Source organism: Bacillus cereus group sp. N31 (genome assembly GCF_016483245.1).
Taxonomy (GTDB): domain Bacteria; phylum Bacillota; class Bacilli; order Bacillales; family Bacillaceae_G; genus Bacillus_A; species Bacillus_A toyonensis.
This window is the reverse complement of sequence record NZ_JAEHCH010000007.1, coordinates 74,596-87,968: the sequence shown is the minus strand read 5'-3', so window position 1 is coordinate 87,968 and position 13,373 is coordinate 74,596. Positions and strand designations below refer to the sequence as shown.

The following is a 13,373-nucleotide window of genomic DNA, read 5'->3' as shown; positions in this document are numbered from 1 at the left end:
ACTATGTTGTAAGTTGAAAAAAGAGAAAAGAAGTCTTACATCAGAGGTCGAATAATTGAAATGCGGGGGAGTCTTATGTCAGTAAAATCCGATAGTCGTCACCTATATTTACGGGTGATTGATCACATCAAAGAAAAAATTAAAGATGGGGCTTACAAAGAAAGACAAAAGCTGCCATCAGAGTTTGATTTAGCGAAAGAACTTGGCGTAAGTAGAGCTACTTTAAGGGAAGCATTGCGTATTTTAGAAGAAGAAAATGTTGTCATTCGTAGACATGGTGTAGGGACGTTTGTAAATGCAAAGCCATTATTTTCTTCTGGAATAGAACAACTTTCTAGTATTACAGATATGATTTCTAGTGTGGGGAAAACACCAGGAACAATCTTTTTATCATCATCTACAACAACTTTAACCGAAGAAGAAAAAGAGAAGTTTAATAGTGAAGATGGTTTTAATGCAGTGATGATTGAGCGTGTGCGTACAGCGGATGGGGAACCTGTTGTATATTGCATTGATAAACTTGCAAAAGAAATATTGCCGGATTTATCGGGCTACAATGAAGAATCATTACTTACAGTGATACATAATAACACGCATAAGCGCATAACGTATGCGGTTGCTCATATTGAGCCGATTGGTTACCACCCGAAAATCTCACCGATTTTAGAATGTGAGCCTGAAACAGCACTGCTTGTATTAAAACAAATGCACTATGATCAAAATGATGAGCCAATCTTATATTCTATTAATTACTTTAGAGCTGATAAGTTTAGCTTCCACGTATTAAGAAAACGTATGTAAGTAAGTTCCTTTTTAGGGAGGTGACAGCAAGAAGTAAGGGACAGCAGCGTAAGAAGAAATATATATATCATTTTAGGAGGGGTTTCTAGTATGAAGAAAAAAGCAGGTCTTTTATTATCATTAACATTAGCAGCAAGTACAGTTTTAGGTGCATGTGGTAACTCGGATAAAGCGAGCAGTGACAAGAAAGACAGTAAAGACAATAAAGATTTCAAAGTCGGTATGGTAACAGATGTTGGAGGCGTTGATGATAAATCATTCAACCAATCTTCTTGGGAAGGGCTAAAAAAGTTTGGTAAAGATAACGATTTAAAGGAAAAGACAAATTATCGTTACCTACAGTCTGAAAAAGAAGCAGATTATATTCCGAACTTAAAGAAATTTTCAAAAGATAAGTATGATTTATCTTTCGGAATTGGTTATAAATTAGAAGGTGCAATTAAAGAAGTAGCAAAAGAATCTCCAAAACAACAATTCGCAATCGTTGATACTGTTGTAGATGCACCAAACGTAACAAGCATTACATTTAAAGATCATGAAGGCTCATTCCTTGTAGGTGCGGTAGCAGCTATGTCAACGAAATCGAATAAAGTAGGATTTGTTGGTGGAATGAAGAGTGATTTAATTAGTAAATTCGAAAATGGATTTAAAGCTGGTGCAAAGGCAGTAAATCCAAATATTGAAATCGTATCTGAATATGCAGAAGCATTTGATAAACCTGAAAAAGGTACAGTTCTTGCTTCAGCAATGTATGGTCAAGGCGTAGATGTAATTTATCATGCTGCTGGTGGTACAGGTAATGGTGTATTCACTGAAGCGAAAAACCGTAAGAAAAAAGGTGAAAACGTTTGGGTAATCGGTGTTGACCGTGACCAAAACCAAGAAGGTATGCCTGAAAACGTAACATTAACTTCAATGGTAAAACGTGTAGATATCGCTGTTGAAAAAGTAGCACAAGAAGCGAAAGACGGTAAATTAAAAGGCGGTAAAATAGAAGCGTTTGGCTTAAAAGATGACGGCGTTGGTATTGCAAAAACAACTGACAACGTGAAAAAAGTTAACCCTGAAATTTTAACAAAAGTAGAAGAGTTTGAAAAGAAAATTACAGATGGTGCAATTAAAGTACCAGCTACAGATAAAGAGTATAAAGAATATGAAGCTTCTCTAAAAAAATAAATAGAGAAATAGCAAAGGTTAGTTCATAGAACTAACCTTTGTATGTATAAAACTTCCGAATTGCTTAATAAGTTAATAGTGTAATAGGGGAATGTTCCCTGTTAAAAGGAGGAACACAATGGAATACGTAATTGAGATGAATAACATTACGAAAGTATTCCCAGGCATTGTAGCGAATGATGATATTACGCTGCAAGTAAAGCAGGGAGAAATACATGCTTTACTTGGAGAAAATGGTGCAGGGAAATCCACATTGATGAATGTACTATTTGGTTTGTACCAGCCAGAACAAGGTGAAATTAAAATTAAAGGAAAAACTGTAAAGATTACAAATCCGAATATAGCAAATGACCTTGGTATTGGAATGGTACATCAGCACTTTATGCTTGTTCATAATTTTACAGTTACAGAGAATATTATTCTCGGAAACGAACCGAAGAAAAAAGGGAAAATTGCTGTTGAGGAAGCTGCTAAAGAAATTCAAAAACTGTCTGAACAATACGGTTTAGCTGTAGATCCATATGCGAAAATACAAGATATTTCTGTCGGTATGCAACAGCGTGTTGAGATTTTAAAAACACTTTACCGCGGGGCAGAAATTTTAATATTTGATGAACCAACAGCTGTGTTAACACCACAAGAAATTCATGAGCTAATTCAAATTATGAAAAAGCTTGTGCAAGAAGGGAAATCTATTGTTCTTATTACACATAAGTTGAAAGAAATTATGGAAGTTTGCGATCGTTGTACGATTATTCGTAAAGGAAAAGGGATTGGAACGGTTGACGTTGCAAATACGGATGAAAATAAACTTGCAGAATTAATGGTCGGACGTCAAGTGAATTTTAAAACAGAAAAAATAGACGCGAAGCCAAAAGAAGAGGTACTTTCAATTGCAAACCTTGTTGTTCACGATGCACGTCAACTACCTGCTGTAAAAGGCCTTGACTTAACTGTTCGTGCGGGGGAAATTGTTGGTATTGCAGGAATTGATGGAAACGGACAAAGTGAATTAATAGAAGCAATTACTGGTTTACGAAAAGTTGAGTCAGGTTCTATTGCAATTAAAGGGAAAGAAATAACAAATTGGCCTGTTAGAAAAATAACAGAAGAAGGAATTGGTCATATTCCAGAAGATCGTCATAAACACGGACTCGTTCTTGATTTTTCTGTTAGAGATAATATAGTTTTGCAAACGTACTATAAAAATCCGTTTTCAAAGAAAGGGATTTTAAATTTTAGCAAAATTACAGAAAAAGCAAAGGCACTTATTGAACAGTTTGATGTACGTACACCTAGTGAGCAAACGTTAGCTCGTGCACTATCTGGGGGAAATCAGCAAAAGGCAATTATTGCACGTGAAGTAGACCGTGATCCAGATTTATTAATTGCAGCACAGCCGACACGTGGTTTAGATGTAGGGGCAATTGAATTTATTCATAAGAGATTAATAGAGCAAAGAGATAAAGGAAAAGGTGTATTACTTTTATCACTAGAGTTAGAGGAAATTTTAAATGTTAGCGATCGAATTGCTGTTATTTATGAAGGAACAATTGTAGCAATAGTTGATGCGAAAGAAACGAATGAACAACAGCTTGGATTGTTAATGGCTGGAGGAACAAAGAAGGAGCAGGTGGGTACAAATGGCTAAAAAACTTTTAACAGAACGAACGATAAATATTTTAGTCCCAGTACTATCCGTTATTTTTGGCTTACTTGTAGGAGCGATTGTAATGCTAGTTAGTGGCTATGACCCAATTGTTGGTTATAGTGCACTTTGGACAGGCATGTTCGGCAGTCCAAGTGCGATTGGTGAAACACTTCGTACAATGATACCGCTTATTCTTGCTGGTTTATCGGTGGCGTTTGCATTTCGTACAGGTTTATTTAATATCGGGGTAGAGGGTCAATTGTTAGTTGGTTGGCTTGCAGCGGTTTGGTTCGGTTATGCAGTCTCGCTACCAGCTGTTCTTCACATTCCATTATCTATTTTATTCGCAGCGTTAGTAGGCGGAATCTGGGGTTTCATCCCTGGATATTTAAAGGGAAAGTTTCAAGTTAATGAAGTTATTGTAACAATTATGATGAACTATATCGCGTTATATGTAACATATGATATTATTAAGCGCTTTTTACACGAGGGTAATGATAAAACGTACGACATTAAAGAGAGTGCGTCATTATCTTCAGACTGGCTTGCATCCATTACTGACGGTTCACGCCTTCACTGGGGAATTATTGTAGCAATTTTAATCGCTATTTTAATGTGGTTCTTATTAGATCGAACAACTTTAGGTTATGAATTAAAGTCAGTAGGATTTAATCAACATGCTTCTCAATATGCAGGGATGAAAGTTTCTCGTAATGTAGTATTTTCCATGACAATTGCTGGTGCGTTCGCAGGGATTGGTGGAGCGATGGAAGGATTAGGAACATTCCAAAGCATGACAGCGATGTCCTCCTTTACAGGGGTAGGGTTTGACGGGATTGCCGTAGCCTTACTTGGAGGAAATAATCCGTTTGGTATTATCCTTTCAGCTTTATTATTTGGTGGTTTGAAAAGTGCTTCCCCTCAAATGAACTTTGAGGCAGATGTGCCATCAGAGCTTATAAACGTAATTATTGCATGTATCATCTTCTTTGTTGCATGTAGTTATGTGTTAAGATGGGCGCTTACACGCATGAGCAAGGAGGGGAAATAAATGAGCTTTTTAGATATATTAGCCATTCTTGTGACGGGTACGTTATATACATCGGCACCTATAATTTTCACAGCACTAGGTGGTGTATTTAGTGAACGATCGGGTGTTGTAAATATCGGATTAGAAGGACTAATGCTATTTGGTGCATTTATTGGAGTTGTTACAAACTTATTAATGGGTGATACTTGGGGAACGATGACTCCGTGGATTGCGTTATTGTTTGCGGCAATTGGTAGTGGTTTATTTGCATTACTTCATGCAGTAGCATCTATTACATTCCGAGCGGATCAAGTTGTAAGTGGTGTAGCAATTAACTTCTTATCTCTTGGTTTAACAGTATTTGCAATTAAGAAGATCTTTGATAAAGGGCAGACTGACTTTATTCAGTACCGTATTGAAAAGATTGATATTCCAGGTCTTTCGGATATTCCGGTTATAGGGAAAATATTCTTTTCAAATGTACCAATAACGTCGTATATTGCGATTATTTTAGCATTTGTTGTTTGGTATGTTATTTATAAAACACCGTTTGGTCTTCGATTGCGTGCTGTTGGTGAACACCCAATGGCAGCGGATACGATGGGGATTAACGTATATAAAATGCGCTATATCGGCGTTTGTATATCAGGGGTGTTTGCCGGAATTGGTGGAGCGATTTTTGCAATGTCCATTTCTAATAACTTCTCAGGGGCAACTATTACAGGACAAGGTTTCTTAGCTTTAGCTGCTATGATCTTTGGGAAGTGGAATCCGCTAGGCGCACTGGGTGCAGCTCTATTCTTTGGTTTTGCTCAGTCTCTTAGTGTAACGGGTGGAACAATTCCTGTATTAGACCAGATTCCAAGTGTTTTATTAACGATATTACCGTATGTATTCACAATATTAGCACTTGTCGGTTTTGTAGGTCGTTCTGAAGCTCCGAAAGCATTAGGAACTCCTTATGAAAAAGGAAAACGATAAGTAATTTGTAAGTAGAAAAAAGCTCGCACATTAGTGTGAGCTTTTTTACATAGAATATATGTAATACGAAATTTTACTATGTTCCTTACATATTATAGTTTTTAGAAAAAGTCATTTGTAAGCATAATAAGGAAGAAAAATTGGTTTTTTATTTCTAAAAACTGTATATTGAAGAGGAATATTCCTATATACGTAAAGGAGGGCTATAAATGAAACTAATGGAACAACAATTACATGAGTTAGGTGGTTTGCGAGTACATATTATTCCGACTGATAAATATAAAACAAATACCTTTGTATTTCGTTTTAAAGCACCTTTAAATGAGGAGACGGTGACAGAGCGTGCCCTATTGCCATACGTATTGCAAAGTGCGACAGAAAAACTTCCTTCTGTAATTCGTCTACGTCAATATTTAGAAGAATTATACGGATCTTCTTTGGGAGTAGATGTAAGTAAAAAAGGGGAAGACCATATCATCTCCATTTATGTAGACATTGCAAATGAAGTATATTTACACGATGCACCACCGTTATTTGAAAAAGCGCTTTCTATGTTATCGGATATTGTTTTACATCCAGCAACAGAGGGGAATAGTTTCCTACCTTCTATTGTAGAAAGTGAAAAAAGAGCGCTTTTGCAGAGAATTGAAGCTACTTATGATGATAAAATGCGCTATGCAAATGAGCGTTTAATCGAAGAAATGTGCAAAGTAGAACCGTATCGATTAAGTGCAAATGGAAAAAAAGAGAGTGTTACTTCTATTACAAATGAAAGTCTGTATCAATATTATCAAAAGGTGTTAGCGGAAGATGAAATGGATCTATATATTATTGGTGATATTTCAGAAAACGCAGTTGATCTTGTAAGTAAGTATTTTTCTATTACAGCGCGTCCTGTGAGAGAAAGAAATGTACTCCTTCATAAGCGAAATAATGAAGAAAAAGAAGTTGTTGAAAAACAAGAATTAAAACAAAGTAAATTACACATTGGTTATCGTACGTTTGTCACATATAAAGATGAAGATTATTTCGCACTGCAATTGTTCAATGGGCTATTTGGAGGTTTTTCTCATTCGAAGTTATTCGTAAATGTCCGTGAAAAGAATAGTTTAGCGTACTATGCAGCATCAAGATTTGAAAGTCATAAAGGCTTGTTGTTTGTTATGTCAGGGATTGAAGCAAAAAATTATGAAAAAGCAGTTGAAATTATTAAAGAACAAATGCTTGCGATGCAAAATGGTGATTTTTCTGAAGAAGAGATGCATCAAACGAAAAGTGTCATTCAAAATCAAATATTAGAAGCAATTGATACGCCACGTGGATTTGTGGAAATGCTATATCATGGTATTATTTCAGATCGTACACGTCCAGTTGAAGAATGGCTAACAGGTATAGAAAGTGTGACGAAAGAAGAGATTGTGAAAGTTGCTAAAAATATTGAACTAGATACAATTTACTTTTTACAAGGAACGGAGGGAGAATAAATGGAGAAGATTGTTTATGAGCAATTAAAAGAGACGCTCTATTATGAAAAACTTCCGAATGGATTAGATGTATATGTTTTACCGAAGCAAGGATTTAATAAAACATTTGCAACGTTTACGACAAAGTATGGTTCTATGGATAATACATTCGTACCATTAGGTAAAGAAGAAATGATTCGTGTACCTGACGGAATTGCGCATTTTCTTGAGCATAAATTATTTGAAAAAGAAGATCACGATGCTTTTCAATTGTTTAGTAAACAAGGAGCATCGGCAAATGCTTTCACATCCTTTACAAGAACAGCTTATCTTTTTTCATGCACATCAAATGTAGAACAAAATTTAAATACGTTGTTAAATTTCGTACAAGAGCCTTACTTCTCTGAAAAAACTGTTGAAAAAGAAAAGGGGATTATCGGACAGGAAATTCAAATGTATCAAGATAATCCAGATTGGCGCTTATACTTTGGATTAATTGATAGCTTGTTTGTAAAGCACCCCATTAAAATTGATATTGCAGGGACAATCGAGTCTATTAGTAAAATTACGAAAGACCTATTATATGAATGCTACGAAACATTTTATCATCCGAGCAATATGTTACTATTTGTTGTTGGTGCAATTGATCCAGAGGAAACAATGGACTTAGTGCGTGAAAATCAAGCGAAAAAAGATTATAAAAATCAGCCGGAAATTGTACGTTCATTTGAAGATGAACCAAATGAGGTAAATGAAAAGAAGAAAATCATTTCAATGCCTGTACAAACACCGAAATGTTTAGTCGGTATTAAAGCGACAAATTTAAAAGAAAAAGGGAAAGCTCTTTTAAAACAAGAAATCGCGCTTACGTTACTTTTAGATTATTTATTTGGAAAAAGCTCCGTTCATTATGAATCGTTATATAATGAAGGGCTTATTGATGATTCGTTCTCGTATGATTATACGGAAGAGAATAACTTCGGTTTTGCAATGGTTGGCGGTGATACGAAGCAACCGGATGAATTGGAAAAGCGTTTGAAAGATATTTTATTAAACACAAATTATGATCAATTAGATGAGGCAGCATTAGAACGAGTAAAGAAAAAGAAAATTGGTGGCTTTTTACGCTCGTTGAATTCACCGGAATATATTGCAAATCAATTTACGCGATATGCGTTTAATGAATCTAGCTTGTTTGATGCATTGACTGAATTAGAAAGTCTAACTGTTCAAGATTTACAAGAAGTAGCGAAATTATTATTATCAGAAGAAAAAATGAGCGTTTGTCAAGTTTTACCGAAAAAATAAAATTTAAAAGATACCCTCATCTTATCATTGATAAATTGTAAGATGAGGGTATTATTTAGTTATATGAAAAATGAGCTTGTAGAGATAAGAGAGGGTAATTATGAAAAAGTATGCATTAGTAACTGGAGGGAGCGGAGGGATTGGCTCTGCTATTTCAAAACAATTAATTCAAGATGGATATACTGTATATGTTCATTACAATAACAGTGAAGAGAAGGTAAATGAGTTACAGAAGGAATGGGGTGAAGTAATTCCTGTTCAAGCGGATTTAGCTTCTAATGATGGGGCAGAGCAGTTGTGGGGACAAATTGAACATCCTATTGATGTTATCGTATACGCAGCTGGGAAGAGTATCTTTGGATTAGTGACAGATGTAACAAATGATGAGTTGAATTATATGGTAGAACTTCAAGTTAAGAGTGTATATAAATTACTATCAATGGCACTTCCACCTATGATTGGGCGGAGAAGTGGAAATATTGTAGTTGTTTCATCTATATGGGGGCAAATAGGGGCTTCTTGTGAAGTGTTATATTCAATGGTAAAAGGAGCACAAAATTCATATGTGAAAGCTTTAGCAAAAGAGGTTTCTTTAAGTGGATTGCGTGTGAATGCAGTAGCACCGGGTGCAATTGAAACGGAAATGTTAAGTGTCTTTTCTGAAGAAGATAAGATTGGCATTGCTGAAGAGATACCATTAGGCAGAATAGGTTTACCAGAAGAGGTAGCAAAGACAGTTTCATTTCTCGTATCACCAGGAGCATCTTACATAACTGGACAAATTATCGGTGTGAATGGTGGCTGGCATTGTTAAAAAATTCTTACATAAAAAATGAAAAGTTGCACAAATTAAGCATGATTTTATTACTCAATAGTGAGGTGCTTAATTATGTCAGTGTTAGATAATTTTGATCAGTGGAAGAGCTTTTTAGGAGAACGTTTAGAACAAGCGGAAGGAAAAGGGCTTAATAATGGTGCCGTATCAGATATGGCATTTCGTGTTGGCGATTATTTAGCAAATGAAGTAGAAGCGCGTAACGATCAAGAAAAATTATTGTCTGAGCTTTGGAAAGTTGCTGATGAACAAGAGCAGCATACAATCGCAAATTTAATGGTTAAGTTTGTACAACATAAGTAAAAGTAGAGAGGAGAATCTCCTCTCTACTTTTTTTGTATAATAATTACACGGGAGAGATTATACATTTAGCTTCCCTATTAAGGTGAAATCATATAATATAGTACGTAGGTGTAAAGTAAGCAAGGGGAGTGATCTTGGATGATTGAATGGTATTTTGAATATGAAATACATAAAAACCGACCTGGCTTGCTTGGTGACGTTTCTTCGTTAATCGGTATGCTCGGCATTAATATTGTCACAATTAATGGTGTTGATAATGCACGACGTGGGTTACTCCTTATGTGTGATAATCAAGAGCAGATCTCTAGACTTGAATCAATTTTAAATACGATGGATAACATAACGGTAACGAAATATCGTCCGCCAAAGCTAAGGGATAAACTAGCGGTTAGACATGGTAGGTACATACAACGAGATGCAGATGACAAGAAAACATTTCGTTTTGTGCGTGATGAATTAGGATTACTTGTAGACTTTATGGCGGAAATCATGAAAAAAGAAGGCCATAAACTAATTGGGATACGAGGAATGCCTCGTGTCGGAAAAACAGAATCCATTGTTGCCGCAAGTGTTTGTGCAAATAAACGATGGTTATTTGTATCATCTACTCTCATTAAGCAAACTGTTCGTAGTCAATTGATTGAAGATGAGTATAGCGATGACAATATTTTCATCCTAGATGGAATTGTGTCAACAAAGCGTGCCAATGAAAGGCATTGGCAACTCGTTCGTGAAATTATGAGATTGCCTGCAACGAAAGTTGTGGAACATCCTGATGTATTTGTGAGTCAGTCAGAATACACATTGGATGATTTTGATTATATTATCGAGTTACGTAACGATTATGATGAAGAAATTCAATATAATTTAGTAGATGAAATTGAGCAAGGTACGCAAAATAATTTCTCTATGTTCGACTTTTAAAGAAATATTGAGGTGTTAGTAGTGACAGAATTAGGACAAAAGCTGAAAGAAGCAAGAGAAGCAAAAGGCTTGTCTATTGATCAGCTGCATGAGATTACAAAAATTCAAAAACGCCATTTAGTAGCGATTGAAGAAGGCAATTATGACGTATTGCCAGGAGCTTTTTATGCACGTGCATTCATTAAACAATACGCAGATGCGGCTGGATTAAATGGAGAGGAACTGCTTGTAGAATATCAGAGTACGATACCACAATCTGAAAATCGTGATGTTCCACAAGTATCAACTGGACAAAAAACACAAGAAACAATGCAAAAATCTTCATCATTGCCAATGGCAGATCATATGCCGAAAATCTTAATTGCATTGTTAGTAATCGCATTTGGAGTCGTAGTTTGGTTTGTTATTCAAGCACTGACTGGTAAAGATGACGGACGAGTTCCGGCTACTCAAAGTGAGAAAATTGAAGTTAAAAAAGCAGAAAATTCTCCGCTAGATACGAAGAAAGATGAAGCGAAAGCGGAAGAACCAAAGAAAGAAGAACCAAAGAAAGAAGAGCCAAAGAAAGAAGAGCCAAAGAAAGAGGAACCAACTGGACAACAAGAAGTAAAAGTAGTTGGAACAAGTGGTAAGGTATCTACTTTGGAAATTCATAATAATAAAACATTAGAACTGGAAATTTCAGCGAAGGGTACAAGTTATGTAGATGTTAAGGACGATGCGGGTAATGAAATTCTAAACACTACAGTACAAAGTGGTCAAACAGAAAAACGTGATTTATCAACAGTAAAAGAAGTGCGACTTAATATTGGAAATGCAACGAATGTTGAAGTTAAACTGAATGGCCAAGTGATCGCTTACCCATTGGATCCAGAAAAAGAACTTCACCAAAGATTGGTGATAAAAAACCAAGGGGTAGAGCAACCTGCACAATAACAGTCATCGCTTCGATGACTTTTTTCAATGAACAAATGTTTTTGATATGATGGAGGAATAGCTGTGAATTTACCAAATAAAATTACAATATCTAGAATCTTCTTAATCCCAGTTTTTATGGTAATTATGTTAGCACCCTTTGATTGGGGTTCATACACAATTGGTGATGTAGATCTACCAATTCAACACTTAGTAGGGGCGCTTATCTTTATTATTGCCTCAGCTACAGATTGGATTGATGGACATTACGCAAGAAAGTATAATCTTGTAACAAACTTAGGGAAATTCCTTGACCCGTTAGCAGATAAATTACTTGTTTCGGCAGCACTTATCACATTAGTCGAGATGGGATCTGTACCAGCTTGGATCGTTATAGTAATTATAAGTCGTGAGTTTGCTGTGACAGGTTTACGACTTGTACTTGCTGGAACAGGGGAAGTCGTTGCAGCGAATCAATTAGGGAAAATTAAAACATGGACACAAATTATCGCGATTGCGGCATACTTATTACACGATGTACCTTTAAATTTAATCCATATTCCAGTTGCTGATATCTTTATATGGATTGCATTAATTTTTACTGTTATTTCAGGATGGGATTATTTCTGGAAAAATAGAGCTGCTTTTGTAAACTCAAAATAGAAGTTTATGGGGGAATTGGGATGAATGCTGAAATTATTGCGGTTGGAACGGAATTATTACTTGGACAAATTGCAAATACAAACGCCCAGTTTTTATCTGAAAAGTTAGCTTCAATTGGCATTAATGTGTACTACCATACTGTAGTTGGAGATAATAACAAACGATTACAGCAGGCGATTGAAGTTGCAGCAGAACGTGCGGACATGCTTATTTTTACAGGTGGATTAGGCCCGACAAAAGATGATTTGACGAAGGAAACAATTGCGTCTAGCTTAGGGGAAGAGCTTGTATATGACGAAAATGCATTAGCATTAATAAGCGATTATTTTAAGCGTACAGGTCGTGAGTTCACTGAAAATAATAAAAAGCAGGCACTCGTTTTGAATGGAGCAACTGTATTTGCAAATGATCACGGTATGGCACCTGGTATGGGTTTAAATAAGAACGGAAAAGTTTATATTTTATTACCAGGACCACCGAAAGAAATGAGGCCAATGTATGTAAGTTATGTAGAGCCTTTTTTACGTAACTTTACAACAGGAGAAAACATTTATTCTCGCGTGCTTCGCTTCTTCGGAATTGGGGAATCTCAATTAGAGGTGAAAGTTCAAGATTTAATTGATGGACAAACGAACCCGACAATCGCCCCGCTTGCGAATGATGGAGAAGTAACATTACGTTTAACTGCGAAGCATCAAAATGCTCATGAAGCGGAGAAACTCATTCAGCATATGGAAGATTTGATTTTAGAAAGAGTAGGAGAATTTTTCTACGGGTATGACCAAGAGTTTCTGCACTATAAGGCGATAGAGTTATTGAAGAAAAAAGGATTAACTTTAGCGTGTGCAGAAAGTTTAACAGGTGGTCTCTTCGGTAATCAAGTAACAGAAAGTGCTGGTGTGTCTTCAGTATTTAAAGGCGGTGTCATTTGTTATCATAATGATGTGAAGCAACATGTTTTACATGTACCTGAGGAAGTGTTGTCTACTGACGGTGCAGTTAGTAAAGAATGTGCTCGTTATCTTGCTGAAAATGTTAAAGAATTATTAAAAGCGGATATCGGAATTAGTTTCACTGGGGTAGCAGGACCAGATGCTTCAGAACATAAAGAGCCGGGAACAGTATTTGTTGGATTGGCGATTAAAGATGAACCAACTGTAGTCTTTCCTCTAAATTTAAGCGGAAGTCGTCAACAAATTAGGGAACGCTCAGCAAAATATGGGTTTTATCATTTGTATAAAAAGCTAGAAGAGATATAAGTCTCTTTTAGCTTTTTTTTATGGTTAAATGCAGTTTTATGTAATGGGAAATAAAAAAAACGAA

Annotated in this window: 13 protein-coding genes; all 13 read left to right on the top strand. The window is 35.9% G+C overall.

Translation table 11 applies throughout. From position 1 onward, the window contains the following. The first annotated feature begins 75 nt into the window (after positions 1–75). Positions 76–801, top strand: a complete 726-nt coding sequence (locus tag JDS81_RS11865) for a GntR family transcriptional regulator (protein ID WP_000114182.1) — start codon at positions 76–78, stop codon at positions 799–801. A 90-nt stretch (positions 802–891) separates the two neighbouring features. Then, the gene (locus JDS81_RS11860) at positions 892–1,977 is read left to right on the top strand and encodes a BMP family lipoprotein (RefSeq protein ID WP_000725766.1); all 1,086 of its coding nucleotides are present in this window, start codon (positions 892–894) and stop codon (positions 1,975–1,977) included. A gap of 118 nt (positions 1,978–2,095) precedes the next feature. Beyond that, positions 2,096–3,628, top strand: a complete 1,533-nt coding sequence (locus JDS81_RS11855) for an ABC transporter ATP-binding protein (protein WP_000456934.1) — start codon at positions 2,096–2,098, stop codon at positions 3,626–3,628. Continuing rightward, positions 3,621–4,679 (top strand): ABC transporter permease, encoded by a 1,059-nt coding sequence (locus JDS81_RS11850; protein ID WP_001085263.1) that lies wholly within the window; start codon positions 3,621–3,623, stop codon positions 4,677–4,679. Before JDS81_RS11855 ends, JDS81_RS11850 begins: the two co-directional genes overlap by 8 nt. Then, entirely contained in the window at positions 4,680–5,639 is a 960-nt protein-coding gene (locus tag JDS81_RS11845) for an ABC transporter permease (RefSeq protein ID WP_000008852.1), read from the top strand. 209 nt (positions 5,640–5,848) lie between these two features. Further along, entirely contained in the window at positions 5,849–7,123 is a 1,275-nt protein-coding gene (yfmF, locus tag JDS81_RS11840; RefSeq protein ID WP_000772425.1) for an EF-P 5-aminopentanol modification-associated protein YfmF, read from the top strand. Further along, positions 7,124–8,410 (top strand): EF-P 5-aminopentanol modification-associated protein YfmH, encoded by a 1,287-nt coding sequence (gene yfmH / locus JDS81_RS11835; RefSeq protein ID WP_000411962.1) that lies wholly within the window; start codon positions 7,124–7,126, stop codon positions 8,408–8,410. Between the two features lie 100 nt (positions 8,411–8,510). After that, complete coding sequence (ymfI, locus tag JDS81_RS11830) at positions 8,511–9,224, top strand: elongation factor P 5-aminopentanone reductase (protein WP_000759613.1); 714 nt, start codon at positions 8,511–8,513, stop codon at positions 9,222–9,224. A gap of 75 nt (positions 9,225–9,299) precedes the next feature. Beyond that, entirely contained in the window at positions 9,300–9,548 is a 249-nt protein-coding gene (locus tag JDS81_RS11825) for a DUF3243 domain-containing protein (RefSeq protein WP_000114447.1), read from the top strand. A gap of 138 nt (positions 9,549–9,686) precedes the next feature. Then, positions 9,687–10,472 (top strand): DUF3388 domain-containing protein, encoded by a 786-nt coding sequence (locus tag JDS81_RS11820; protein ID WP_000574107.1) that lies wholly within the window; start codon positions 9,687–9,689, stop codon positions 10,470–10,472. A gap of 21 nt (positions 10,473–10,493) precedes the next feature. Then, positions 10,494–11,408 (top strand): helix-turn-helix domain-containing protein, encoded by a 915-nt coding sequence (locus tag JDS81_RS11815; RefSeq protein ID WP_098054479.1) that lies wholly within the window; start codon positions 10,494–10,496, stop codon positions 11,406–11,408. Positions 11,409–11,471: 63 nt separating this feature from the next. Further along, entirely contained in the window at positions 11,472–12,050 is a 579-nt protein-coding gene (pgsA, locus tag JDS81_RS11810; RefSeq protein ID WP_001052980.1) for a CDP-diacylglycerol--glycerol-3-phosphate 3-phosphatidyltransferase, read from the top strand. Positions 12,051–12,070: 20 nt separating this feature from the next. After that, complete coding sequence (gene cinA / locus JDS81_RS11805; RefSeq protein WP_097953975.1) at positions 12,071–13,309, top strand: competence/damage-inducible protein CinA; 1,239 nt, start codon at positions 12,071–12,073, stop codon at positions 13,307–13,309. The last annotated feature ends 64 nt before the right edge of the window (positions 13,310–13,373 follow it).

Excerpts from the sequence above, each read along its gene's own strand:
- JDS81_RS11850 (WP_001085263.1), top strand. The coding sequence starts at position 3,621 with ATGGCTAAAAAACTTTTAACAGAACGAACGATAAATATTTTAGTCCCA.
- cinA (WP_097953975.1), top strand. The coding sequence starts at position 12,071 with ATGAATGCTGAAATTATTGCGGTTGGAACGGAATTATTACTTGGACAA.
- ymfI (WP_000759613.1), top strand. The coding sequence starts at position 8,511 with ATGAAAAAGTATGCATTAGTAACTGGAGGGAGCGGAGGGATTGGCTCT.
- yfmF (WP_000772425.1), top strand. The coding sequence starts at position 5,849 with ATGAAACTAATGGAACAACAATTACATGAGTTAGGTGGTTTGCGAGTA.
- JDS81_RS11825 (WP_000114447.1), top strand. The coding sequence starts at position 9,300 with ATGTCAGTGTTAGATAATTTTGATCAGTGGAAGAGCTTTTTAGGAGAA.
- JDS81_RS11865 (WP_000114182.1), top strand. The coding sequence starts at position 76 with ATGTCAGTAAAATCCGATAGTCGTCACCTATATTTACGGGTGATTGAT.
- JDS81_RS11820 (WP_000574107.1), top strand. The coding sequence starts at position 9,687 with ATGATTGAATGGTATTTTGAATATGAAATACATAAAAACCGACCTGGC.
- JDS81_RS11845 (WP_000008852.1), top strand. The coding sequence starts at position 4,680 with ATGAGCTTTTTAGATATATTAGCCATTCTTGTGACGGGTACGTTATAT.
- JDS81_RS11860 (WP_000725766.1), top strand. The coding sequence starts at position 892 with ATGAAGAAAAAAGCAGGTCTTTTATTATCATTAACATTAGCAGCAAGT.
- JDS81_RS11855 (WP_000456934.1), top strand. The coding sequence starts at position 2,096 with ATGGAATACGTAATTGAGATGAATAACATTACGAAAGTATTCCCAGGC.
- yfmH (WP_000411962.1), top strand. The coding sequence starts at position 7,124 with ATGGAGAAGATTGTTTATGAGCAATTAAAAGAGACGCTCTATTATGAA.